This window comes from Paenibacillus sp. DCT19, from assembly GCF_003268635.1.
In the GTDB taxonomy this organism is placed as follows: Bacteria; Bacillota; Bacilli; order Paenibacillales; family Paenibacillaceae; genus Paenibacillus.
In genome coordinates this window covers 2117909-2141774 of the sequence record NZ_CP029639.1, presented here as the reverse complement: position 1 = coordinate 2141774, position 23866 = coordinate 2117909, and the positions used below count along the sequence as shown (strand labels likewise).

Below are 23866 nucleotides of genomic sequence, written 5' to 3'. Positions count from 1 at the left end.
AACTACACCTCTCCAGCCGTTGATTTGATTAGCCGCAACTTGCAGTTATCGTCAATGACGACTTCTCCACGTACGACGGTAAACCGCTTACGTCCCACAAGCTGCCGTGGGTCTTGTCCAGCACTCACAACAAAAAAATCCACCGGAATAAGGCAAGGATCAGCGGCTTCTGTCAGCACGTTTGATGTTACCTGCAATTACCGAAAGATTGTTGCGCCGATGCTTGAATCTATCTTGGTAGGGTCTCCGAATGCAACGAGATCGGTTCTTGTCCTAACAAAAAAAGAAGGAAGGACAGCAGCATACAGCACATGCAAGTCGATTCCTCTCTCTCCGCTTACGCGGTCAGCCTTATGTACCAATGGTACTTTCTCATTCGCCAAGGCGTGTCTGATGTTGAACGATCAGGAATGCAGAATTGAATTCAGCACTTCCTGGACTTCTTCCAGTTCCCCTGAAGGAACGCGAATCTCAAATTGCTGTTTGGATAAACTGATGGGACGGGTCTGTACCAGAAAACCTTCTTCCGAAAGCTTGGTCTTGATCTTGTCCGCAACCTTTGCCGTCGGTGCAATGTAAATCACCGTCCACATACCATGTCCGCCCCTAAGCTAATGTTCAGAGCCCGTATATTGGACTAATGATAACATACCTCACTTTTTTTCTGCAAGAAAGGGTTCGCGATCTATCGGTAGAAAACAGGATTATAAGGGACATTTGCTCCCCAAAGGCAACCGAAACGGTCAACGAAATGTTTGCATATTGAAGCAATATGGAAGTTTATGCAGGTCTTCCAAGCGACCGCTACATCATGGAAGACCCGCAACTCTAGCTCGACAAAGGACAAATTGAATCTAACACACAACCTATACGTATCTATTGAACCCGTAAGTTGTGGATGCTGGACTTCATTCATCCCGTTACGTTTACAGGCCTACACTTATAGTGCGTGTTCAAAAAGATCGGTTTTCAGTACCGAGAAGATGGAATGAAGATAGAAATGGAGTAGCGGAGCGTAGGCAAAACTACGTGAGCAACGGACATTTCGGCTGAATTTCATCTTCGATGCTGAGATGCCTTCAGGCATCCATCGTAATCAAAAGCGGACTTTTTGAACAACCTCTTATACATCACTGGGATATTTTTTGGCTTTTATGTTTTTGTGTGCAATACGAGCAGAAGCTGCTGCTGCAAGCCCTGCAACAAGATCATCCAGAAACACATGAATGGCTGATCCATGCTCATTCAGGTCATGAATAATGCCTATTTTTTCTTTGTCCAAATAACCAAAGCTAGTTAAACCAATCATGCCAAATACATGTGTAATGCCAAGTGCCAGAGTCTCGTCCACTCCGTACAAGGATTCATCCGCTTCCATAATAGCCTGTAGTGGCTGAGGTAATAAACGTTTCTCTGCAAGCTCGTCAAGGGCTATACCTGTGTACAGCGTATACTGCACCTCACGTTTTTGCAGCACAGATTTAACACTGATGACACAATCATCCATGGTCAGTTCCGGGTGGTACCCTTTTTGCAGATGATATACAATCTCCGCGATCGCTTCAATCTGTACACCCCGCCGGGCCAGCATAGCTTCTACGATTTCATATGACATATCTCGACCTCCCGCCTCACTCCCCCGGAGAACCCCAGGTTCTTCGGTGTTCTCAAGTGTATGCAGCATACTCACAAAATGTTCATAAAAAAAGCCACACCATGTCAATCCAGCTGGGAATAAACAAATAAATAAAACACAAAGAACCTGTTCATTGGCACCGAACAGGTTCTTCTTATCTTGTGTAGACACACAAGTGGTCTACTGCCTTTATTTAATTTTGACCGTTCCCTCACCGAGCATGTTCTCCATTTCGGCAAAGAGGGTTGGTGAAGGCTTAATCCGATAGCCGTCACTCAGTGCGAGCAGCTTCTGCTGCTGCTCATAGAAAAGCACGGTGGCTACTGGCCCTGGATGCTTCTCCAGAAGCTGCTTCAACCGGGCAAGCAGCTCAGGAGTCTCCGCCTGTGGGCTAATCTTCACAAACACCCGCTGCTCCACCGCCTGAGGCCGACGAGTCGGCTCCGCACTGCCTGCACCAGGGCGTCCAATCGCAGCGCTTCCCGCCCCGGCTGCGTCACCCCTTGCAGCATCGCTACCGCGCACTGCTGCAAAGCCTACGCCGCTATGCTGCGCCGAAGCACCCGCACCAGCTGGCTGCTTCGGCGCAGCCGCTGGACGTGAAGCGCTGCCGGGCTTCGCGCGCCGTTCGCGACTGCGTAGCTGCTGTTCCAGTGCCGCCGGTGTGAGCGGCGCCACCTCCTCAGCCAGCAGCTTAAACCCTTCGTCCTGCTGCTGCACCTTGGCGCGCACGACGAGCAGTTCACCTTTCCCGATCACCTGCTGGCTTCGCCGCCATACTTCGGGAAAGAGAACCACTTCACAGCGTTCAATCTGGTCTTCGAGCTCCATGAACGCCATCGCTTTCCCCTGTTTCGTCGTGATCGACTTCACAGAGACAACCATGCCCGCTGCAACCGCCATCGTATCGTCGGCTGCCTCGGTCAGTTCCATAATTCGATCCGCGCCGCTCGATTCCAGTGTTTTCTCAAAATCATCCAACGGATGTCCAGAGAGATAGAGACCGAGTAATTCGCGCTCTAGCTCCAACTGCTGACTCGCAGAGAAAGGCGGAATTTCCGGATATTCAATCTCCCAATTGGGTGTCTCCACAAAATCAAACAATTGAATCTGCAAGTCTTCACGTTCCTTGCGCCATTTCAGCGCCGCCTCTACCGTTTCATCCAGCATGGCAAGCAGCTGTGCTCGATGACCTGGCAACGAGTCAAAGGCTCCCGCTTGGATCAGCGATTCAATTACCCGTTTATTGCATACACGTAGATCAACACGTCGACAAAAGTCGAGCAAGCTGTCGAAAGGACGTTCCTTACGCACCATCATGATGCTTTCCATCGCTTGGGTACCTACGTTTTTGACAGCGGCAAGACCAAAGCGAATGGCACCCGACGTCAGAGATTCCTGTACTCTTTCATCCGATTCCACCGATAACCCTGCATCTGTAAATGAAACCGTCGGCTGTGAATCTGACTTCTCTTCTTCGTTCGCATGTTCTGCTGTAGAAGCTGTGACAATGCCCGCCCCTTCGGGCTTCGGAGAAGATTCGGTTATCGCAGTGGATGCCTGCCATTCATAAGCAGCCTCCTCTTCTCCGGGCTCAGGCCCAGGATCATCTGGCAGAGGTGCATCACCGTAGTGTGCATGGTCATAGCCATCATCATGAACATTCATAGCTTCCTCTTCCGTGTTCTCATCGGTTTGAGTTGTAGCATTACTTTCCTGTCGATCAGAAGAAGTAGTAGTAAAGACCGGCGTAAACAGAATACCACTCTCGTTCACATCCGGCGGTAATACCTCTATCTCCATCCGCCGACACTCCACGACATACTCGGCAACCTTCCGGTGGCTACCCATCACTGCTGTTAACATGGATGCCATAAAATGAACCGGATAATGGGCTTTGAGATACGCTGTTTGGAAAGCCAGTACACCATAAGCGGCGGCATGGGCACGTGGGAACCCATAGTTTGCAAATTTGACGATCATATCATAGACCAAGTCTGCCTCTGCTTCGCTATACCCCTGTTTCAGGCTACCCTGAACAAAGTGTCCACGCTCCAGATCCAGCACTTCCCGTTTTTTCTTCGAAACAGCTCTGCGCAGCAAATCTGCTTCTCCTAGTGAGAAACCGGCCATCCGGGAAGCAATCTGCATGATCTGCTCCTGATAGACGATGATGCCGTAAGTATCTTTCAGAATCGGCTCCAGATCGGCATGCGGATAATCCACTGCAATCAGACCATGCTTACCCTGAATATATTTGGATATAAACTCCATTGGACCTGGGCGATACAGAGCCAGCACGGAGATGATATCCTCGAATACACTTGGTTTCATGTCTTTCATGACACGCCGAATTCCCGCAGACTCTAATTGGAATATGCCCATCGTATCGCCGCGCCCCAGCATCTCATACGTCTGTGCATCATCATCCGGGATATGGCGGAAATCTGGCACTTCTCCATGCTCTCCAATCCAACGAAGACAGCGCTCAATAATAGAAAGGGTACGTAATCCGAGAAAGTCCATTTTGAGCAATCCGATAGCTTCCAAATTCTCCATGGAATATTGCGTCAGAGCTGTCCCCTCACTGCCTTCTTGGAGCGGTACAGCATCTGTCAGCGGATCACGAGAGATGACCACTCCGGCTGCGTGTGTGGAGGCATGACGAGGCATACCTTCTACCTTCATCGCCATATCCAATAGCTCACGCGTTTTCGGTTTAGTCTCATATAACGTCATCAATTCAGGCGTTGTCTCCATCGCCCGCTGAATGTTGATACCAAGCTGACCCGGAATTAACTTCGCGGCCTTATCTACTTCACCATATGGCACGTTGAGTGCCCGTCCAACATCACGTACCGCTGCACGAGCAGCCATTGTACCAAAGGTAATAATCTGCGCCACATGTGCTTTTCCATACTTGTCCGCAACATAATCAATGACTTCGTCCCGACGCTCGTCACTGAAGTCAATATCGATATCGGGCATGGAGATCCGTTCAGGATTTAGAAACCGCTCGAAGAGCAGGTTGTACTTCATAGGATCAACATCTGTAATTTTCAGCGTGTAAGCGACGATACTGCCTGCGGATGAACCCCGACCAGGCCCTGTCACAATGTTCTGACGGTGAGCATAGGCGATAAAATCCCACACGATGAGGAAATAATCGGAGAATCCCATGCTATCAATGACCCGAAGCTCATAATCCAATCGCTGCTCCAGCTCTGAACGCTGCTCCTTGTCTGTCCAACGCACAGTGTTGCTGTACCGCTCTTCCATGCCTACCTCGCACAATTGACGCAAATACGTAGACGGACTCAGCCCTTCCGGAAGAGGTCTATATTCAGGCAAAATAGATTTGCCAAACTCCAGCTCCAGTTCACATGAATCCGCAATACGAACGGTATTGGCTACAGCTTCAGGCACATGAGGGAACAAACGCGCCATGTCTTCCCCACTTTTCAGATATAGCTGGTTCGATCCAATCCGCAGCCGAGTTTCATCATCAACGGTTTTACCTGTCCCAATGCAGATCAGCACATCCTGAAGCTCGGCATCCTCTTCTGACAGATAGTGAGCATCATTCGTCACTACGAGCGGAATTTCCAGCTCAGCGGCTAATTTGATCAGCTGTGGGTTCACACGTTTTTGCTCCGAAAGACCATGATCCTGAAGTTCAAGATAGAAGTCTTCTCCAAAAATGTTTTTGTAACGCAGCGCCGCACGCCGTGCTTCCTCTTCTCGTCCGTGCAGCAAATGCTGTGGAACCTCTCCACCCAGACACGCACTTAAACAAATGATACCCTCGTGGTGTGCCTGCAAGCTCTCCATATCGATTCGTGGCTTATAATGAAAACCTTCCAAATGACCAATTGAACATAACTTCATCAGATTACGGTAACCAGTCATGTTCTTCGCCAGCAAAATCAAATGATGTATCGGCTGATCCTTACGACTCCCCCGCTCTTTGCGAGAGCCTGCGGTCATATACGCTTCACATCCGATGATTGGCTTAATGCCCCGTGCTACGCACGCTTTATAAAAAGGAATAGCGCCATACATCACGCCGTGATCGGTTAGCGCAAGTGATGTCATTCCGAGATCTGCAGCTTTGTCCACGAGATCCGAAATACGCGCAGCGCCGTCCAGCAAACTATACTCACTGTGAACATGCAAATGCACAAAAGAACTCATGTTATTTCTTCCTTTCCCCACTCAAAACATTCCATATTAATCTATAAATAAAAAGTTCTAACAACACATCTTCCAAAACGTATGACTAGAAACAAAAAAAAAGAGATAGTAACAGATATATCATAATATCTGCACCTCTCTTTTTACAAGTACATACGAACTTCTATTCCTGTTCATGACGAATCCAGGTGATGAGTTGTTCTGCCGGTTTTCTGGTCACTGGTCGAGAAACCGCATCGTCCGGCAGATATCCAAGGTGAAGTGTCCCCACCAACCGTTCATCCGAATTCAGACCTATTTGCGTAGCAAACGCCTGCTCCCTGTTGTATTCGTTAGTTTTCCACACTAGTCCAATACGTTCTTCCCAGGCAAGCAACTGCAAATTTTGGATCAGTGCTGCTGCAGCAAGTATCGCCTCTTCATTTCTCCCAGGATCCCTACCCTGCCGAACAACAACGCACACATGTACTGGAGTGTCCTCACAGTAATCCCTTGTTGTACCTTGGCCAAATTGTTCTAACTCTTCCGAAGTATAAGTCGAGAGCACAGCATCACAGAACACCTTACGACCTTCGTCCATAAAAATAATAAAACGCCATGGCTCTTGTTTGGAATGATACGGAGCCCACACTGCTGCCTCAAGCAGTCCAAGCAACTTATCTTGAGAAATAGATCTCTCGCTAAAAGATCTAACTGTCCTTCGCTCTCGAATTACCCGCTCCACAAAGCTCATTTGAAGGTTATCCATCTTAACGATTTCTCTCCCGGATGACAGACATAATATCCTCGACTGCATTCAAAGTAGCGACTGATGAGAATCCAAAATTCATCCACTCCTTGTCACCTACCAAATACACTTGGTCTTCTTTAACTGCCTTCATGTCTTTCCAGATGTTACTTTCTTTCATTTCATCGTATAGTTTCTGAGCATTGGTGTTATCATCCCCACCATCAATTTGCAGAATAATGTGATCAGCCTGATACTCGGTTAGCAGCTCAAGCGAGACAGGAACACTCCCTTCATTCGCTGGGTAAGCTGCTACAGTTTTAAGTCCTAACTCTTTATGAATTACCATACCCCTGCTCGAAAGTTCACCCATTACATAGCTTTCTTTGGGCATAACTCTCAAGTAGATAAACGTCTCATCTCCAACTAGACCTTTCAGTTCCTCGCGAGCATCAGCAATTTTCTGATCATAATCCTGGATAGCCTGCTCAGCTTCCTTCTGTTTACCCAAGGCTTCACCCATGTCCTTCAATTCATCACGCCAATTCTCCCGGTCGGGAAGAAGTACGGTTTTAGCTATTTTGGCGTACTGGTCATATATTTTCTCATCTCGCCATTTAGGAGCAATGATGATATCCGGCTCAGCTGCAAGAATACCCTCCAAGTTAGAACCATTCCCCAGCTTCGGTACGTTGTCGAATTTGCCTTCCAAATAATCCGGATAATCCGAATGATAATTCTCTGCTGCGACAGGTGTAACACCAAGCACATACAAGAAATCAGGATATGTAACGGAAGTGGCGACCACACGTTGTTCTTGTGTTTGAGGTTCGGCTTTTGCATTAGACTCCAAGTTCTCTCCACTGGTCCCAACGCAAGCTGTAGTTAGTAGCAGGGTTAGAATCATTCCTAATCCTAGCCATTTTTTTGAATATTTCATCAGTCTATCCCCTTCAGTATATAAATAATAACGATTCTCATTCTCATTATATACATGTCCAAACATTAATGAATGGAGATTTGACCGTTCTCATTTGGATTTTTGCGAAGTCAACGTATTCTACCATTTAACTATCTTATTACGACCGTTTTTTTTGTCAAAAGGTTTAACATCTCCTGAATGGCATACTGAGTTGCAAGCGGAGAGAACGAAAAATTATACCATTCTCGGTTACTTAGAATATGCACTTGGTTATTCTGAACAGCGAGCAACTGATTCCACATCGGATGATCGTAGAGAGCATGCTGGGCAATCAAGCTATTCTCCATTTGCAGCAAAATATGATCAGGCTGAATTTGAGCAAGAATTTCAACCGAAATGAGCATCCCCTCTCCATAGAGCAAAGAGGTATTCGGCATTTTCAGATCAAGCTCCCGGTACAACGTATCTCCTCTTGAAGACTTTTCCCCATATAGATTGATACCTTCACTAGTCAGCCGAATATATACTATTGTTTCATCGGAAATAAGCCTGTGTAACTGCACTCTTGCCTGGTTTAACCTCTCATTGAAATTGTTGATCACTTGTTGTACCTGCTTATTTCTGCCTAATACTTCTCCCAGATCCTTCAGTTCTTCTCTCCAATTGTTTCGTTCGGGCAAGAGTACTGTCGTTGCAATACGGTTAAGCTGCTCATAATGTTGGTCGTCCTGCCAAGCAGATGCAATAATAAGATCTGGCTTCAATCCCCGAATCTCATCCATGTCGAGTGAGTTCCCTGCCTCCCATTTCCGTACTTGTTTAAACGATTCTTTCAGGTAATGAGGAAATTCGGAAAACGGAGCTTTGGCCACAATTGGCGTCATCCCAAGAGTATGTAGTAGTTCAGGCGAAGTCATCGTTGTTCCCAGATATCGACGATGATGTAGATAAAGACGCGGTGAACGGCCTACCATTTGTTTGAATCTCCGACTAAAATAATGTTCATCCTCATAACCGACCTTGCGGGCAATCTCATAGAGGCTGTCTCCAGTTAGATTCAATAGCTCCTTGGCTCGTTTAATTCGTAATTCAGTAATATAGTCTCTGGGATTTTGGTTCGTTATTTCCCTAAACCTCATCGTGTACCATTTTCGGCTTACATTTGCCATCTTCGCTAGTTGCTGGACTGTTATTGGATCATCGTAGTGTTCATCTAGATAGTCAATTGTTTTTTGTATAGCCAGATTGGGCTGCTGCAGTTCAGCTTCCCTTCGTAATTGTTCGACGATAGCACACATCCATTTATGAAAAAGAAGATGACACCCCAACGGATCATGTAGATCCTCACGTTGAAAAATCTCGACGATCTGCTTCATCTCATCCATGGCCATATGTTGAAGGTTAACAGAGTTACACAGCTCAACCTCAAGCACACCAGTCCTATTCTGGTTGTCCGATTGATTTTGCTCCGGTGCCGACCCCTGTAATAAACCGACCCTCTGACAATGAATGATGTAACAAACGAGAGGAGTTCGTTCCCGATTGATCACAACCGCTGCTTGTCCCTCCTCGATTAGAAAAAGATTATGAGGATAAAATGACCGGATATCCTGTCCAAGACTAATCTCTCCCTCACCACTAACCCCAAGGATAAACTGAACCCCAGAGTCAGTACTAGGCTTCCCCGTTATTTCTTTACCTGAGCAATAGGTCTCACCTGTCAGTAGCTTGATCTGTACAGCATCCTTCAGTACCATTGTCCAATCTCTGAATAACACCCCATAGTTCAATCCCAAATTCATAATTAATCTCCCTTGCCATACTATAAGTAACTGCACTCGCAAGATACATTTTTATCGATATTCTATCATAACGTCTGGGGGCACGCCCATACAATAGAAGTACAAGCCGCCCTCCTATTCGAACTCGGATTTGGGGATGCGTACAGGGTCTGAGAAGGAGTGTTGCTAGATGAGCACATTTTTGTCCAAAGCTATTCTTGATTTCTTTATCGCATTTGGGATCGTACTTGGTGGTGCCATGATTGGAGGCATTGGAGCCGTCATTTCACTTCAGCCGCCTACACAGACGATGCTAGATATTTCAGGCAAAATAAAAATATGGGCGCTCGCAGCGGCAGTCGGAGGTACGATTGATCCCATGCGTGTCATTGAAAGTAATTTCTTTGACGGTAATCTATCACCGGCAGTTAAACAAATTCTGTATCTTATCTCAGCCTTCATGGGCGCTCACATGGGAACCGAGCTTGTGAAGTGGGTATGTGGCGGAGGACGTGGCTGATATGGTCACGGGACAAAGTTCATGAGAATTCCGCCGTTCTCCAACTACCGTCCATTAATGCGAATGACCGCTGTTTTTGTTCTCGGCATGATTGCAGGAGCCATTGTTTACAACAGTATATTCCACCTCAGTTACAATACTTTGTGGTTGAACAATCAGGAATTGCAGCTGCAACTTCATCAGAATGAGAAAGATATCAAAACGCTGAAAAAATATAGTAAACGCCAGACAGTCATCAAAGAAATTAAAGTTCGGGCAGAGGATTCTGATAAGGGGCCAGACGAGGCTTCGTTAAAAGTGTTATTGCAGAAACTCGGAGATGAATTGGAGGCGCTTCGTGGACGCGACGTTTTCAACATCGACGAATATAGTAAAATGACCCGGATTATGCTGAATCAAAAGGTTTATACCGTTCGAGAGAAAGATTATTCTGTTCAAGTAAAAACAATGCTAGTCATGGAAGGTGTCCTCCAAGTCTGGGTGCAGATTCGTCAACATGTTCCATCGTAACCTGCAGAAGTAGTTTGACGATGTAAATTCACGAGTACTACAGCAAAAAAACTGCCCTTGTCTGCAAATGGCATGATACAATAAGGGCAGTAAATGCTTTCCAGAAAAGGAGCCTGGTATTCGTGTTTATTGAAGTACTCAAATACAGCCTTATCGCCATCTTCACACTGACTCTGGTCTGCGCAGCCGTAAATAGTATCCGTTCCCATCGAAGCACACATTCTGCTACCACAGGTGTGTATCGTTCCTGGACAAACATCTGGATGGGTGCAATGCTTATCGTGCTGGCTCTAATCCTCATGTTTGTCTTTAGCGGTTCAACGTTATCCATCGTTGTGGAAGCGCTATTTTTACTGGTGGGTGCATACAATCTGTTTGCCGGTTTACGTAACCGTAGTCACTATGCGCGGCTACAGCAACAGGCAGAAGGCAGATCACCTCATCCATCCAGTCCGTCCGTGTAGTTATTATCCACTATGTCTTTCCATACGTTTAAAGTAAAAAAAGAGGATATCTCCCTACATCGAATACATATCTGATCCCGTACTTCATGACGGTTGATGTATACGATGAGGGGATATCCTCTTCGGCATTCCACTAGCACTCACAACAGGGAACACGACGCTATGCATGATCAATCGATTGTAGGGTCATGACCGCTTTGCATACTACATTTCCATCACGCGTAATCACAATATCCATTTTGCAGGTGCGGCGGCTCGTCTCCAAAATAATCGGGCGAACGAGGATCTGATCCTCAATCTGCACGGGTCTGACAAAATAAGTAGTCACATTATCCACAACATGGTCGTTGCCTGTCACATCCCATGCAGCGCGGCGTCCAGCTTGTGTCATGACGTTGAGGAGAACCCCTTCTGAGATGGTTCCAAGATCCGTCGCCATCTGCGGAATAATAAATCCATGAAACATCAGTTCATTCTGCTCTCCACGTTCTTCGGCGAACCCGTTCCAGATCAGATGATCGAAGGTCTCCCCAAGCTGGGGTTGCTTCTGAGCGTCCCGCATCGCCTGAAGGACTTCCTTGCGTGTGACGGAGGCAATTAATTTGCGATTCCGATCCACGATGGGTAAGAAATCAATTCCCTCCCAAGTCATGATCTGAGCGGCCGAAGCGAGAGAGGTTTGCAATGAGGCCGTAACCGGGCGACGTACTACACATTTTTCAATGCTCTGATCCTCTTTCAGTTCGCTCACATCTTTGAGACTCACAATGCCAATGACACGGTTCCATTCATCCACCACGGGAAAGCGATGGTCTCCTGTCTCTGCAACCAGCTTGTGGAAATCCGAGGCTACACTAGTCACCTTAAGTACCTGAAGTCGTGGTTTCTGACCGATGATATCTTCAACCAGCATAATTTTTTTCTTGATCAGTCGATCAAAGATCGCTCGGTTGATCATTGAAGCCACAGTGAACGTATCATGTCTGGAGGAGATAATAGGTAGCCCAAGCTCATCAGCCAGCAGACGTACCTCTCGACTTGTTCCGAAGCCCCCGGTAATCAATACACCGGCTCCCTGCTCAAGCGCAAGTGAGTGTGCATTATCACGGTTTCCGACAATCAGCAGACTTCCTGCATCAATATAACGAGCCATCGCTTGCTCTTTCATCGCACCAATCACATATTTATGAAGCGGTTTGGCAAGTCCGTCACTACCACCGAGCACATGCCCTTCTACAATTGTCACCACATCGGCAAAAGTAAGCTGTTCAGTCATGCCCCGAGGTCTCTTCTCGATTCGAACGGTTCCGATTCTTTCCTTGGTCACAACTAATCCGAAGTTCTCTGCCTCTTTCACCGCACGATATGCTGTGCCTTCACTGACACCAAGCTCTTTTGCTAATCCACGAACGGATATTTTACTGCCAACCTTCAATTGTTCGATATGCTGCAGCAGTTGTTCATGCTTTGTTACATTCTCTTCTTGTCCGTCCAAACTGTATCACCCCGAAGATGCATCTGTACTATTCTGTATCTATTATAACACGAGCAAAGGAAAATAACCCCATTGTCTCTCCTTATGTATACAACCTCTTTAATAGCTCAGGGACACCTTCATTTTTTTTGAAAAAGGGCACCAAAAAAGACCGCATCTCTTCACTCTAGAAGAGAATACGGCCTTTCTACAATAACTCCAATTCGTGCACTACGCATGTAACCCTATTTGCTCTACTATACGTTAGTGAACAGCAACTACACCGATTTACTCTGTTCCTGCTTGTCCATCAGCTTCATTTCCCATTGCCGCAACTTGGCTCGTCTAACGGCTTCAAGAGCACGTTTCTTCTCTTCATCCACGCCCAGAATGAAATGTAAGTGAGCACCGATAATTAACATGGAGAATAGCACCCACACGATACCAAAAATGTTCACCCAGTCCATTCCACCTGCGAAGGAAATTCGCGGCAATGCAATAACTAGCATCGACAGGGCAATTAACAGATAGATCACATGTTTTGCTTTTTTCAACCTTTTCACTATTCACAGCTCCTTCGTTCTTGATCGACTCTATATGTCTAGTCTATGAACCAGATCGCTGTAATATGAAAGGTTTGGACAAATCGTTAGAATGCATTCGTATAGCCATAAATCGACGTACATACGAGCGTGTGGAGCTACTATACAGATTCAACTATAAACAGTAAATGTCTGTTCAATCTATATAGATCACCTTATGCTTCTGAGCCACCGTACAAGTGACCCAGGCTATCAGCGATAATTTTGTTCACATCCTCAATAATGACACTCAGGCGACGCTCAGCATCGAATAGACGACGGATGTTCAGGTTAAGGCTCAGTACCTCAAACAGCTTCTCCATTTTCTCCATCTCTTCTGGTGCAGGCATATCCCCGCTCATCATACGTTGTTGCAGCTCCATTTGCTGGTCACGGAAGCCGTCTAACATACGTTTCGCTTCTGGGTCAGCTTCAATCAACTTCATTGCAGAGGTAATTTCCTCCACCTCACTACTTTCTCTCAGGGCTTTTGCCAAGTCATTGGCTTTGTCATAAATGTTCACTATAATTCCTCCTCGGATATGAGTTGTTGTTCGTTTGTTCATCACATTCTCATCGCAACGTTCATCCGTGTTAATACACGTAAATAACTACTGTCAAACAAGGCAAGTCAAAACAAGCCCTCCATCACCTGACACAAATGAAATGTATTTAATCCAAATGGGTCAATCACCAAGGGATATATGTCCTCATATGATGAAGCACATGCCATGTTCAGATGCCACTTCAATTCGAGATCAGACATCAAGTTGCCGCCCGGAAGGAGATCCGTGATGTCCAAAAAAAAAGTAACGATTCAGGTTACCGGCTCGGGCATCCTGCAGGACGACGTCATCATGCTGGGCGAAGGGGTACTCAAAGCATTAAAGATCCCTTCGGGAAGGCCGCTTCAGTTACAATTCGGCTCTTTCCGCCGTGAAGTTACCGTCATCCCGGTTCCACGCTATGACGGTCTACGCATCAATCAGACGGTAGCCAGCCAAACTGGCCTTGTGCCCCGCTCTGTGCTTAGCGTATCTTATCGTTCCGCCAGTCGTACGCTGCGCCTTGGACCCTTCATCAGTGTGTTAGTGAGCCAGGATTACCCCGATCAGCCTGATCGACCCTTCGGCTCCATCACGATGTTCTGTCATGAACTGGTGAACGCCTGTCGAAAGCAAGGCGCCTATGTATCCTTCTTTACGCCAGAGGATATTGGAACGACCACAGGTCAAATGCGAGGCTGGGTGTACGATGACGGCTGGAAAAAGACCGTTCTGCCTGTAGCAGATGTCGTCAATAACCGGCTGACGTCCCGTAAGCTTGAGAACAAACCTAGCGTACAGCATTTCATGAAAGAAGTAAAATCGCTCTACGGTACACAAACCTTTAATGAAAAATTTCTGGACAAAAATGAAGTGTTCGATGCTCTGAAGTCCATTACAACGCTCAAAAGAGTGATGCCGGATTCTCATCTGCTCAAAACTTCTACCATGCTCAAAACGATGTGCAACCGATATCCCGTCGTTTTCCTGAAGCCTGTTCGCGGATCGCTCGGCAAAGGGATCATTCGAGTTTCCCGCCAGAACGATGGAAGCTTCCTCACTCTAGCTACAAGCGTTGGAGGTACTCGCAAACAGACCTATACTTCACTGGATAAACTGTATGCCAGTCTGTCTGGAAAAATGAAAACAACCCGTTACCAGATCCAGCAGGGATTGACCTTGATCGATAATAGCGGCAGACCTGTAGACTTCCGTGCTCTGGTGCAGAAAAACAAAATAGGCAAATGGAGTGTCACTTCCATTGTTGCTCGCATTGCTGGTGGAAGTCACTATGTCTCCAACCTGGCAAGAGGCGGCAGTCTAAGTACCGTCAAGGAAGCTGTAGCCAAGACGGCATTGTCCAGTGCAGCCAAAGCTTCAGCCTATGCTGGTCTTCACACGGCTGCACTCGATATTGCAAAAGGGATCGAGCAAGCGATTCCTGCGCATTTTGGTGAACTCGGGATTGACCTGGCTCTGGATACCTCAGGACGTGTGTGGCTGCTGGAGGTCAATTCCAAGCCATCCAAAAATGATAATACGCCACTAAGCGAAAGCAAAATCCGTCCTTCGGTCAAAGCGATGTTGGAATATTCAAGCTATCTCGCCGGATTCTGAAGAGTCATCTATAACAGGAGGTGTAGAGCAATGTTTCCATGGCATCCGCCCAAAACCATGGCGATACTGGTTCGTGGCGAGGAAGGAACCTCTCCCTTCGCAGATGAACTCTTCTGCAGGCGTCTTAGTTTGAAAAGCCCTGAGTTCAATCTCAACATATTTGTTCTCGTCATATCAAGCGAGGTGACACGCAAGCTGCCTACACATGGATATGTGTATCGGCACGGGCAATGGAAGAAAGCCCCTATTCCCGAGATCCATCTGCTAATGGATCGTTGCTTGCGACCTATCCCCAAACAAGTACGCCAACAGCTTCATCATCTTGTATGGTCAACTAGTGGACAGCGAGCGCGTTACTGGTCAACTTCGCTACCTGGCAAATGGAAGGTGCATCGGGCGTTATCCGGTGAACCAGCGCTGCGTTCCTTACTCACACCTACACTCCTCCTACAGCCTGGTGTGAAGTGGGAGCCTTGGTTAGATCGCTGGCCATCAGGGCTGTTCTTCAAACCGGTGGCTGGAACTCACGGACGGGATACATTCCGACTCGTTTCAGAAGAAAACGGCCGTTTATGGAGCATAGATGGTAGAGACTCCAGCAATGTGACGTTTAGCTATGCACTTCATACACATCAATCGGTACGTAACTGGGTCGAATCAGCTATGATCCGCCACAGCATGATTATGCAGCCTTATCTTAATTTAAGCCATCACGGGCATCCATTTGACATTCGCGCCCTAGTACAAAAAAACGGAAACGGACATTGGTCCCTGACCGGATGTATGGTGCGTGAGGGAATTGAAGGATCGCTCACTTCTAATTTGCATGGTGGAGGTACAGCACATCCTGTGCAGTCTTATTTGATGGATCGATACGGTTCATCTCATACCGCTATTTTGCTGGAGAGGATCAAGCAGGCGGCTACTCTAATTCCTTCTCTGCTGGAGAGCCGATTTGGCCGGCTGGCTGAACTTGGCATTGATTTCGGAGCAGACACTGACGGTCGTCTCTGGCTGCTCGAAGTGAATTCCAAACCAGGTCGATCCGCATTTGCAATGGCGGATCATCCGCAGATGCATACAATGACGTATACCGAACCACTTGCCTATGCTCATTATTTGCTGCAACAACATGTTCTCACGGACGTCTACCGTCCAACAATGAAAATGCCGAATACATCCAGCAAAGCTGGCCTGAAACCCATCCCGATTCACGGCGGCTAAGGCCTGCAGCGCCCGCTTGCCATGGAGCCGAAGGATCTTTTCAGGATAGGAGGATAAATCATGAGTTTGACCTTTTGCAATCTGCATTTCACACAACAGCCGGATAAGGTGGTATATGTGTCCAACGCATTAATGAAGAGCCTCAACCTGTCTGGTAAAAAAACGATAAATCTGCGATTCGGCCGAGACCGCGTACCCGCTACGATCAAACCCATTAAGAAGGCGGGTAAACACCTCTATCTTGCCTCAGGCATCCGCAATCTGATGAATGTCCCAAGCGTGGGAGCATCTACTTGCGTAACCTGCAGAACGATGAGGTTCAGCTTGGACCACTGATCGGCGTATTGTCTGACGGTCCGGGAACCAGTACAAATCCGTTCAGTTCTCGTACCGGCTTTATCAAGCAGTTGCTTCGTGAAGGAAGTCGTAAATCTTATATTTATGCCTTCACACCAAGAGATATCAATTGGCAAAATGAGACGGTGTCCGGGTACTTTCTGAATGAAAACGGGGGCTTTGTCCGTAAAACTGTACCGTTGCCGGACGTTGTATATAATCGGTTGCCGAGCCGACGTTCCGATTTTTCGCCTGCGATTAACCAGCTGCGTGAACGGTTCATCCGGCGGAAGATTCCTTTCTTTAACTGGAGCTTCTTCAACAAATCGGACATCTATAAATTGCTGGAGAATGACCAATCTGCAGGACGTTATATTCCGGAATCCATTACAAACCCTACAGTTGAGCAAATGAAAGAAATGCTCGAACGCCATCAATTTGTCTACTATAAACCGACAGCTGGAAGTCTCGGCAATGGGATTTATCGTTTGACCTACTCGCCTAAACGGGGATATTTTGCACGTTATCGCAAAAAAAGCGGCAATGCGCTTTTGCGTTTTGGCTCGTTCAATAGTTTGATGCGGATGCTGCAAGGCAGACACGGCAAGCAGCTCCGTGGTTACGTCGTTCAACAGGGAATCCGTCTAATCGAAATAGATGATTGCCCGATTGATTTTCGTTTTCACATGCACAAAAACGGCAGCAATCAGTGGGTCGTCGTTGGTATCGGCGCCAAGAAGGCAGGTCGGGGTAGCGTAACAACACATATCAAAAACGGCGGCTCTCTAATGACCCCTGAGCAGGCGCTCAGCCGTAACTTCGGTGACCGCGCGGGAGAAGTGCTAGGGCAGGCCAAATCCGTCGCTATTACACTGGCCCAGGCGATTGAAACCCAGCACCAGCATTTGATTGGTGAGATTGGCTTTGATCTGGGCATCGATCAGGAGGAACATGTATGGATGTTCGAAGCGAACGCCAAACCCGGACGCTCCATTTTCCGTCACCCTTCACTCCGAGTGGAGGGAAAATCATCAGTGGAGCACATCTTGGAACACTGCCTGTACTTGAGCAAATTCAGGAAGAAGGACGACATTTGATGAGCCTTCACGATGATTTTAAACCTGTCATTGCCGTGTTGACGATGCATGATGATCAACGGATGTTCAGGGGGAATCATCAAAATTTTCAAGACATTATACAGACCGGAGAAAGTATGGGTTATGTGGTGTACATCGTGACTGTTCGCGATCTGAATGTGGCTGGCCCTACCGTTAAGGGCTACACCTACCACAAAGGAAGTGGAAAATGGACTTCACAGTCCTTCCCACTTCCGCATGTCCTGTACAATCGTATACCTAACCGGGAAGATGAACGCAAACCGTCGGTACAACGTAAAATCGCTGAATGCATGGAATCCGGAATTGAGTTGTATAATCCTTTTTTCTTCAACAAGTGGAATCTGTTCGAATGGCTCAAAAAGTCGAAAGCCACTCAAAACCTAATTCCATACACTCGCCGTATGCGCAGTGCATCCGCACTTGCTACAGTGCTCAAAAGCTATCCTTATCTGTACTTGAAACCAGAGAGCGGCAAAGCAGGAAAAGGCATCATGATGCTCAAGTTTCAAGAAAAGGATCGGCTCCCTTATCGGCTCAAAGTCCAAAGCTCCAGAAAAAGCACCACATACAAAACAGCTACACTTGCAAAATTATGGGCTCGCATTCGTAGAGAGACGGGTCACACCCCGTACATTATGCAGCAAGGCATTGAACTCGCCTCCTCTCGCAAACGCCCTTTCGACTTACGGGTACTTGTGCAGAAGAATAGTAAAGGTCAATGGAGTGTTACGGGCGTCGGTGCGAGGTTGGCCGGCTCCCGCAGCATCACAACACATGTCCCTCGCGGAGGCAGCGTCGAGGATCCAGAACAACTGCTGACTGAGCTCTTCGGTGAGGAATTAACTACCACGCTGATGAAAAGGGTGAAATCAACCTCACTGATGATTGCTAGGCAAGTTGAACGTGGGTCAGGGCACACCCTTGGTGAGATGTCCATGGATCTTGGGATAGACGATCTTGGTGAAATCTGGTTTTTTGAAGCCAATGCGAAGCCTATGAAATTCGATGAACCACAGATTAGACGGAGGTCACTGGAACGTATTTTTCACTACAGTGCCTATCTTGCCCGTCAGTCCAAACGATAACGCTTAGTTGAACACTTACTGGAAAGGAATAAAAGCTAAAGAAGGTGATTGTTTGTGTCCTCACCTGTTCTAGGCATTATGACGCTATACCTGAACGAACACCGAGCCTTAGAAGAACGAAGCATATATCGCAGGATGATCCTCGAAGGACGCAAGCGAGGACTCGATATATATGTATTCACACCTGCGGATGTACATTCTGGAGGTAAGCAGATTGAAGCAATGGTTTTTCATTCGGAGAAGGGCTGGTCCAGAGAGTGGCGTCCTTTCCCCGATATGATCTTCGATCGTTGTCGGATACAGCGTAATCGTCGATTTCAGCAGCTTCTTGCTTTTCGCGAAAAATATGGGCATCTCCTGTTTTTGAATCGTCCACTACGAAACAAGTGGACCATTCATCAGACGCTGTCTGGGAAACCCGCTTTTCGCGAGCATCTGCCGGAAACGATTCTGTTCCAAGATATGTCCGACGTGAATCGCATGTTGAAAAGCGCTTCTCTCATATACCTCAAACCGATTAATGGAACCGGTGGGCGTGGTATTCTGCGCATTGAACGAATTAAAGGTGAACCCAATATGGTTCTGGTTCAGGGACGGGATCAGAAAAGGCGGATTATTACACCGCGTAAAGTCCATTTATCTCGGCTTGGCTCCCTGCTCCAGCACTGGAATATGAAAGATAAATATCTGGTTCAAGAAGGTATAAATCTCCAGCTTCCCAACGGGCGTGTACATGATTACCGCATGCTTGTTCAAAAGAACGGCGAGGGTCAGTGGGAACTGACAGGTTGCGCTGGACGAATGGGAGCCGAGAAAAGTGTCACATCTAATCTCCATGGCGGGGGTCAGGCGGTAGCCATGAACCGATTGATGAAGCAATGGATTACGGATGAAGACCAGCGAATGGAGATTAACACAACCGCCGAGAAATTCGGCATTGATGTGGCTTCCTTTCTGGAGGATACGTATGGGGATTTGTGTGAACTGGCGCTAGACTTAGCCATTGATAAAAGTGGACGGATCTATCTGCTTGAGGTGAATCCCAAACCTGCACGCGAGGTATTTGCTCGTATTGGTGAACGCGAAATATATCAAAAGGCCATCACACAGCCTCTGGTTTACGCATTGTGGGTGTACCGCAACAAGAAACCAGGCATCCCTCGAAAAGAAGGTACCATCATAACGACGGTGAAGAAAAATACTCGGATGAGAAAAGTCCGGAAAACCAGATAAATGGTTGGTTACAGCAGAAGGAGTGGAATGTCACTTATGTGAACATCCACTCCTTCTCACCGTTCTGCTCCACCCATTCCAGTCATGGGGATTGAATCGAATCCTTTTCAACTGTCCATTGCACTGTGTCGTTATCAATTACGATGACTCCACCTTCGTCACCATACCTGTACGCCACTTCCATTCGCATCCGTTCAGGTTCCAGTTTACACGAGGTTACCTCTGTCACCTGGTCAATCTGCTGATTGGCGGGCAAACATAGCGTAAGGATACCGATTGAACCTGTAAAGGAAGCTTTGCCTTGGATCACCGTGGTTTCTAGCTTGGTGCCGTATATTTGGGATACCCAGCCCGTTTGCTGCGTAAGTTGAAATGCATGTTCGGGTATACCTGCTGTGATCCATCGCATGGAAAGCGTGGTGTCCGTTTCTGAATACGTCATGTGAGCTACTCGCTCATCAGCTACATCCCCTTGCCATGTGAGACGAGCATCTGGATGCAAGTGAAATTGTTGTTCTAATACATGCTCTTCTTCCGCATCCAGCCAATCCACAACAAGGAGCAGAGGAACATCTACACCCGATAAAATCCAGCGGCGATGTGTAACCGGATCGGATAGACGGTTATAACCGTCATGTGATGCGTCTACAAAATGATAGCCTTCATTACTCTCCCAGCGGAATGTCGTAGCTACGGCTTCAGGCTCTCCCCATTGCTGTGTCGATACATAAGGAGTCTGATCAAGCCCATCCACGGTAATCGTATTATGGGCTCGTGTGCTTTTGAAATAGTGTCGCCACTCGCCTTCTTCGTACGTATAACGTCCGGTATCTGTGAACAAAAGCTGATTGCCCCACATCCACTCCAAGTTCAAAGCATCCGCATGTCCATGCGCTCCGCCCATAGAAGCAGCATCCAAGAAGAGATATTGACGATGGTCTCTCATCACGTAATACCCTGTCTGCGGAAAAGCACAGCTTGACAATGAAGGCGTGCTAGCCTTCTGAAGTGTCATACATCGTTCATACGGATCTGCACCGAGAAGCCAGAGACATTCTGAGCTTTCTGCCCCGCGACCAATCCAATGATCGTCCTCCAGAATAGCACCAAGCAGGGTTAAACGCTGCCTTCCATCGCTGACCCAGTCGGAATCACCGATTCCGGTTGACTGATGATCTGGCCGGATTAACGCTTCGGTAAACGCACCCATTTTGCGTAGACCTTCACCATACCATGCCGAGAAGGGATGACCCGCTATTTTCCCCAGTAAATAAGGTGTTCCAAACATTTCAATACTCGCATTATGGTAGTGAGTTGTCAGTTCAACTTGTATTCCTTCTGAGTTAATCTGGTGAAGCAGACACAACTCCAGTCGTTCCACCGCTACCTGCCGCCAATAAGCAGCTCTCGGGTGGGTGTGATAAAAGATTGCGATCATGAATAATCCCTGCATGTGCATGATCGCGTGATTGATTTCCGTGCTTCCTAGATAACTGGTCAAAAATTCGGCGTGCTCCTCCAGACCTTGCCTGAACTCCGCTTGGAAGTCTGCGTCCAGTAGTGAACTATCCTCCATATATTTGTAGGCAGCTACCCATGACTGTACACGCAGTCCAGTCTCTAGCAGACGCCAAGGACCTGGCTTTTGGAAAAAGACGGCCTCATCATAAGGCAATTGAACAGGTACCGGATTCTGTTCTCTCCAGCTTCGAACGTGAGCCATAAAGGTGGACACATACAATGGATTGCCTTTCATCAAGTACGCCTTACCCAGATCAATCATGTGCCAGTGACGGTTGATCCCCCAGGTGAATTCCAGATCATTTGTTGGATTATGAAGCCAATCTACAGGGGTTCCCATTGGAATCCATCGATTCAGATCATTCGTATAAGGTACGATAAATTCATTGAGTATGGCACGATTAGCAATCGTTACCGAATTTCGCGCTTCCTCTGGGAAATGTCTCTCATAATGAGTGGCCGCTTCATGCAGTTCAACTGTCGAAAGGAAGAAATCACTCATTGGGGCTCCTCAATGAAATCCTCACGAAATGGCGTAAACACATCAAGGATGATGGAATCTTCCAGTGCCTTCACTCCATGCGGGACGTTATAGCCAGCATAGAAACTGTCCCCTGCTTTCAGGATGCGTGTATCCTCACCAACTTGAACTTCAAAGCTACCCTTGACGATATAGCTTACCTGTTCATGCCGATCATGAGAGTGAACCTCACCAATTCCACCTTCTGCAAAGCTCACCTCTACCATCATCAATGTTCCGCCCATACCCAAAATCTTACGAGAGCTCGTTGCGTTAATGACTTGTGCAGGAATCGCTCCATTTTCCAATATCATTGTTATTTGCCCCTCTCCTCTGGAATTAGCGACCGGAGTCCGTAGACACCGGCCGCTTATATTTACTTATCACCACACTGCTATTCTTCAGTAGATAATTTGCCTTGAAGCTTAGAGGAATCAAAAGAAGAATCGGCGCTGATATTAGTCAATCCTGCCGCTTTGGTCTTCTCCAGTGCAGTATTATATCTGCTATTCAGATCTTTGATCACATTGTCGATATCGCCACCCGTGAAGACAAAGATGGAGAAAGCATCCGTCCATTTGGTTCCTTCCAGTGAACTCTCCGTTACTACCCCTGGATTCGCAGGGAAAATCGCATCATAGCGCTTCGGCAGGAAGCCTTCAATGCCAGGAATGTTTGGCTTCTTACCTGAGCTTAATACCGCTGGAATCAGGGAGATGCCATAGCCTTTTTCGTAATACTCACTTTGAAGGTCTTTGCTGTACACATACTCCATAAACTTCCATGCCGCTTCTTTTTGCGTTGAATCTGCACTGATGCCGATATATGAACCGCCTATAACTTGCGAAGCCCCTTGATCGTTCCATCACTTGTTGGCACAGGAGCAGCAGCCCAGTTCTCTTCGGTAGGAAATTGGTCTTTGTACACCCCCGGTTCACCGGAATGGTTGATATACATCCCAATTTTGCCTTGTGCAAACTGCGCTCTCAGCGGATCAATATCCAGACTTTCAACCCCTGGCAGCATACTTCCATCCTCACTCATCTGGCGAAGCGCAAGCGCAACATCCTTGTACATGCCAAAATCGAATTGACCTGTACGGTAGTTGTAGCCATCAATGCCGTAGTTGTTACTGGCTCCTGCGATGGTGTTGGCCGCTCTCCAGAAACCGCTTCCACTTTTGAACGGGCTAGCAAAGCCATAGATTCCTTCACTTTTCCCAGCTTCCGTAATTTTCTTCGCATCCTCCACCATTTCGCTCAACGTTTTAGGCGGACTTGTGATCCCGGCTTTTTGGAAAATATCTTGGTTATACACGAGTCTCCATACTTGTCCTGTATTTGGAAGAGTATATATTTTTCCATCTATTGTATTCTTGTTATCAATCAGGCTGTCTTTGAACGTAGCTTTCATATCCTCACTCATATACCCATCAATTGGAGCAAGATATCCCTTTTGATAATAGGTCTGAAAATCATTGACTTGCAGCACATCCGGCGCTTGTTTACTCGCAAAAGCAATATCTACCGCCTGAGGGTAATTGTCACCCATCACGGTCATTTCCACTTCAATGTTATCTTTATTGGTTTTATTGAATTCATCAATTTTTGTTTTCATAAAATCAGCATCATGGCGATCGGGCGTCCAGTAGATGACCTTGGTTTTCCCTTCTGTACTTTTCCCATCACTGCCACCCGTTCCGGTGCTTGCTGTCGTTGCACTGTTGGTAGAACAACCAGCCAAACTCAATGCGAGCAATGCACTCAGTGTAGTCATCATCCATTTTTTAACCATTGAAATGCCCCCCTATGCTTGTCTGGACAACCTGTCAGGTTACCCGATAACGTAATGATAATCG

At 47.1% G+C, this 23866-nt stretch carries 19 protein-coding genes and 2 pseudogenes; 8 read left to right on the top strand and 13 right to left on the bottom strand.

The features are described 5' to 3' along the window. Nucleotides 1–2: 2 nt before the first annotated feature. From DMB88_RS30205 to DMB88_RS09605, 7 genes are all read right to left on the bottom strand, one after another. Nucleotides 3–179: a hypothetical protein gene (locus DMB88_RS30205; RefSeq protein WP_164848657.1), complete on the bottom strand. Its 177-nt coding sequence runs from the start codon at nucleotides 177–179 to the stop codon at nucleotides 3–5. 225 nt (nucleotides 180–404) lie between these two features. Further along, nucleotides 405–593: a hypothetical protein gene (locus DMB88_RS09630; protein ID WP_017689496.1), complete on the bottom strand. Its 189-nt coding sequence runs from the start codon at nucleotides 591–593 to the stop codon at nucleotides 405–407. 530 nt (nucleotides 594–1123) lie between these two features. Next, nucleotides 1124–1615, bottom strand: coding sequence for a phosphatidylglycerophosphatase A family protein (locus DMB88_RS09625; RefSeq protein WP_128101180.1), 492 nt, complete (start codon nucleotides 1613–1615; stop codon nucleotides 1124–1126). Between the two features lie 210 nt (nucleotides 1616–1825). Beyond that, entirely contained in the window at nucleotides 1826–5830 is a 4005-nt protein-coding gene (locus tag DMB88_RS09620; protein WP_128101179.1) for a DNA polymerase III subunit alpha, read from the bottom strand. A gap of 163 nt (nucleotides 5831–5993) precedes the next feature. Beyond that, on the bottom strand, nucleotides 5994–6578 hold the full coding sequence (locus DMB88_RS09615; RefSeq protein ID WP_164848656.1) for a nitroreductase family protein: 585 nt from the start codon (nucleotides 6576–6578) through the stop codon (nucleotides 5994–5996). A gap of 1 nt (nucleotide 6579) precedes the next feature. Beyond that, nucleotides 6580–7497, bottom strand: a complete 918-nt coding sequence (locus DMB88_RS09610; protein ID WP_164848655.1) for an ABC transporter substrate-binding protein — start codon at nucleotides 7495–7497, stop codon at nucleotides 6580–6582. 131 nt (nucleotides 7498–7628) lie between these two features. Further along, nucleotides 7629–9281, bottom strand: a complete 1653-nt coding sequence (locus DMB88_RS09605) for an AraC family transcriptional regulator (protein WP_128101176.1) — start codon at nucleotides 9279–9281, stop codon at nucleotides 7629–7631. 169 nt (nucleotides 9282–9450) lie between these two features. Between DMB88_RS09605 and DMB88_RS09600 the strand changes: the two genes are divergently transcribed. The 3 genes from DMB88_RS09600 to DMB88_RS09590 all read left to right on the top strand — a co-directional run bounded on the left by DMB88_RS09600 (nucleotide 9451) and on the right by DMB88_RS09590 (nucleotide 10754). Continuing rightward, nucleotides 9451–9780: a YtrH family sporulation protein gene (locus DMB88_RS09600; protein WP_056698247.1), complete on the top strand. Its 330-nt coding sequence runs from the start codon at nucleotides 9451–9453 to the stop codon at nucleotides 9778–9780. Nucleotides 9781–9801: 21 nt separating this feature from the next. Then, nucleotides 9802–10290, top strand: coding sequence for a sporulation membrane protein YtrI (locus tag DMB88_RS09595; protein ID WP_128101175.1), 489 nt, complete (start codon nucleotides 9802–9804; stop codon nucleotides 10288–10290). Nucleotides 10291–10412: 122 nt separating this feature from the next. Then, a complete protein-coding gene (locus tag DMB88_RS09590; protein ID WP_128101174.1) occupies nucleotides 10413–10754 on the top strand; it encodes a YtpI family protein in 342 nt (113 codons plus the stop codon). Between the two features lie 160 nt (nucleotides 10755–10914). Here DMB88_RS09590 and DMB88_RS09585 read toward each other — a convergent pair whose 3' ends face one another. The 3 genes from DMB88_RS09585 to DMB88_RS09575 all read right to left on the bottom strand — a co-directional run bounded on the left by DMB88_RS09585 (nucleotide 10915) and on the right by DMB88_RS09575 (nucleotide 13333). After that, nucleotides 10915–12249 (bottom strand): DRTGG domain-containing protein, encoded by a 1335-nt coding sequence (locus DMB88_RS09585; protein ID WP_128101173.1) that lies wholly within the window; start codon nucleotides 12247–12249, stop codon nucleotides 10915–10917. Between the two features lie 257 nt (nucleotides 12250–12506). Next, on the bottom strand, nucleotides 12507–12791 hold the full coding sequence (locus tag DMB88_RS09580; protein WP_128101172.1) for a hypothetical protein: 285 nt from the start codon (nucleotides 12789–12791) through the stop codon (nucleotides 12507–12509). Between the two features lie 194 nt (nucleotides 12792–12985). Beyond that, on the bottom strand, nucleotides 12986–13333 hold the full coding sequence (locus DMB88_RS09575) for a YlbF/YmcA family competence regulator (protein WP_128101171.1): 348 nt from the start codon (nucleotides 13331–13333) through the stop codon (nucleotides 12986–12988). A gap of 270 nt (nucleotides 13334–13603) precedes the next feature. Here DMB88_RS09575 and DMB88_RS09570 point away from each other — a divergent pair, with 270 nt between their 5' ends. The 5 genes and pseudogenes from DMB88_RS09570 to DMB88_RS09550 all read left to right on the top strand — a co-directional run bounded on the left by DMB88_RS09570 (nucleotide 13604) and on the right by DMB88_RS09550 (nucleotide 19967). Continuing rightward, on the top strand, nucleotides 13604–14971 hold the full coding sequence (locus DMB88_RS09570) for a YheC/YheD family endospore coat-associated protein (protein WP_128101170.1): 1368 nt from the start codon (nucleotides 13604–13606) through the stop codon (nucleotides 14969–14971). 30 nt (nucleotides 14972–15001) lie between these two features. Continuing rightward, nucleotides 15002–16195: a YheC/YheD family endospore coat-associated protein gene (locus tag DMB88_RS09565; RefSeq protein ID WP_128101169.1), complete on the top strand. Its 1194-nt coding sequence runs from the start codon at nucleotides 15002–15004 to the stop codon at nucleotides 16193–16195. 60 nt (nucleotides 16196–16255) lie between these two features. Next, nucleotides 16256–17628, top strand: a pseudogene (locus DMB88_RS09560) (YheC/YheD family protein). Then, a complete protein-coding gene (locus DMB88_RS09555) occupies nucleotides 17628–18734 on the top strand; it encodes a YheC/YheD family endospore coat-associated protein (protein WP_128104384.1) in 1107 nt (368 codons plus the stop codon). The pseudogene DMB88_RS09560 and the gene DMB88_RS09555 overlap by 1 nt, the downstream one beginning before the upstream one ends. 54 nt (nucleotides 18735–18788) lie before the next feature. Continuing rightward, nucleotides 18789–19967 (top strand): YheC/YheD family endospore coat-associated protein, encoded by a 1179-nt coding sequence (locus tag DMB88_RS09550; RefSeq protein ID WP_254438517.1) that lies wholly within the window; start codon nucleotides 18789–18791, stop codon nucleotides 19965–19967. A gap of 82 nt (nucleotides 19968–20049) precedes the next feature. Here DMB88_RS09550 and DMB88_RS09545 read toward each other — a convergent pair whose 3' ends face one another. The 3 genes and pseudogenes from DMB88_RS09545 to DMB88_RS09535 all read right to left on the bottom strand — a co-directional run bounded on the left by DMB88_RS09545 (nucleotide 20050) and on the right by DMB88_RS09535 (nucleotide 23802). Then, entirely contained in the window at nucleotides 20050–21990 is a 1941-nt protein-coding gene (locus DMB88_RS09545; protein ID WP_128101168.1) for a heparinase II/III domain-containing protein, read from the bottom strand. Next, a complete protein-coding gene (locus DMB88_RS09540) occupies nucleotides 21987–22322 on the bottom strand; it encodes a cupin domain-containing protein (RefSeq protein ID WP_128101167.1) in 336 nt (111 codons plus the stop codon). The genes DMB88_RS09545 and DMB88_RS09540 overlap by 4 nt, the downstream gene beginning before the upstream one ends. Nucleotides 22323–22402: 80 nt before the next feature. Continuing rightward, nucleotides 22403–23802 (bottom strand): annotated as a pseudogene (locus DMB88_RS09535) (ABC transporter substrate-binding protein). Between the last annotated feature and the right edge of the window lie 64 nt (nucleotides 23803–23866).

What these genes read in the sequence shown, in the direction of transcription:
- DMB88_RS09630 (WP_017689496.1), bottom strand. Translation starts at nt 593, where the DNA reads ATGTGGACGGTGATTTACATTGCACCGACGGCAAAGGTTGCGGACAAG.
- DMB88_RS09625 (WP_128101180.1), bottom strand. Translation starts at nt 1,615, where the DNA reads ATGTCATATGAAATCGTAGAAGCTATGCTGGCCCGGCGGGGTGTACAG.
- DMB88_RS09620 (WP_128101179.1), bottom strand. Translation starts at nt 5,830, where the DNA reads ATGAGTTCTTTTGTGCATTTGCATGTTCACAGTGAGTATAGTTTGCTG.
- DMB88_RS09615 (WP_164848656.1), bottom strand. Translation starts at nt 6,578, where the DNA reads ATGGATAACCTTCAAATGAGCTTTGTGGAGCGGGTAATTCGAGAGCGA.
- DMB88_RS09610 (WP_164848655.1), bottom strand. Translation starts at nt 7,497, where the DNA reads ATGAAATATTCAAAAAAATGGCTAGGATTAGGAATGATTCTAACCCTG.
- DMB88_RS09605 (WP_128101176.1), bottom strand. Translation starts at nt 9,281, where the DNA reads ATGAATTTGGGATTGAACTATGGGGTGTTATTCAGAGATTGGACAATG.
- DMB88_RS09600 (WP_056698247.1), top strand. Translation starts at nt 9,451, where the DNA reads ATGAGCACATTTTTGTCCAAAGCTATTCTTGATTTCTTTATCGCATTT.
- DMB88_RS09595 (WP_128101175.1), top strand. Translation starts at nt 9,802, where the DNA reads ATGAGAATTCCGCCGTTCTCCAACTACCGTCCATTAATGCGAATGACC.
- DMB88_RS09570 (WP_128101170.1), top strand. Translation starts at nt 13,604, where the DNA reads ATGTCCAAAAAAAAAGTAACGATTCAGGTTACCGGCTCGGGCATCCTG.
- DMB88_RS09565 (WP_128101169.1), top strand. Translation starts at nt 15,002, where the DNA reads ATGTTTCCATGGCATCCGCCCAAAACCATGGCGATACTGGTTCGTGGC.
- DMB88_RS09555 (WP_128104384.1), top strand. Translation starts at nt 17,628, where the DNA reads ATGAGCCTTCACGATGATTTTAAACCTGTCATTGCCGTGTTGACGATG.
- DMB88_RS09545 (WP_128101168.1), bottom strand. Translation starts at nt 21,990, where the DNA reads ATGAGTGATTTCTTCCTTTCGACAGTTGAACTGCATGAAGCGGCCACT.
- DMB88_RS09540 (WP_128101167.1), bottom strand. Translation starts at nt 22,322, where the DNA reads ATGATATTGGAAAATGGAGCGATTCCTGCACAAGTCATTAACGCAACG.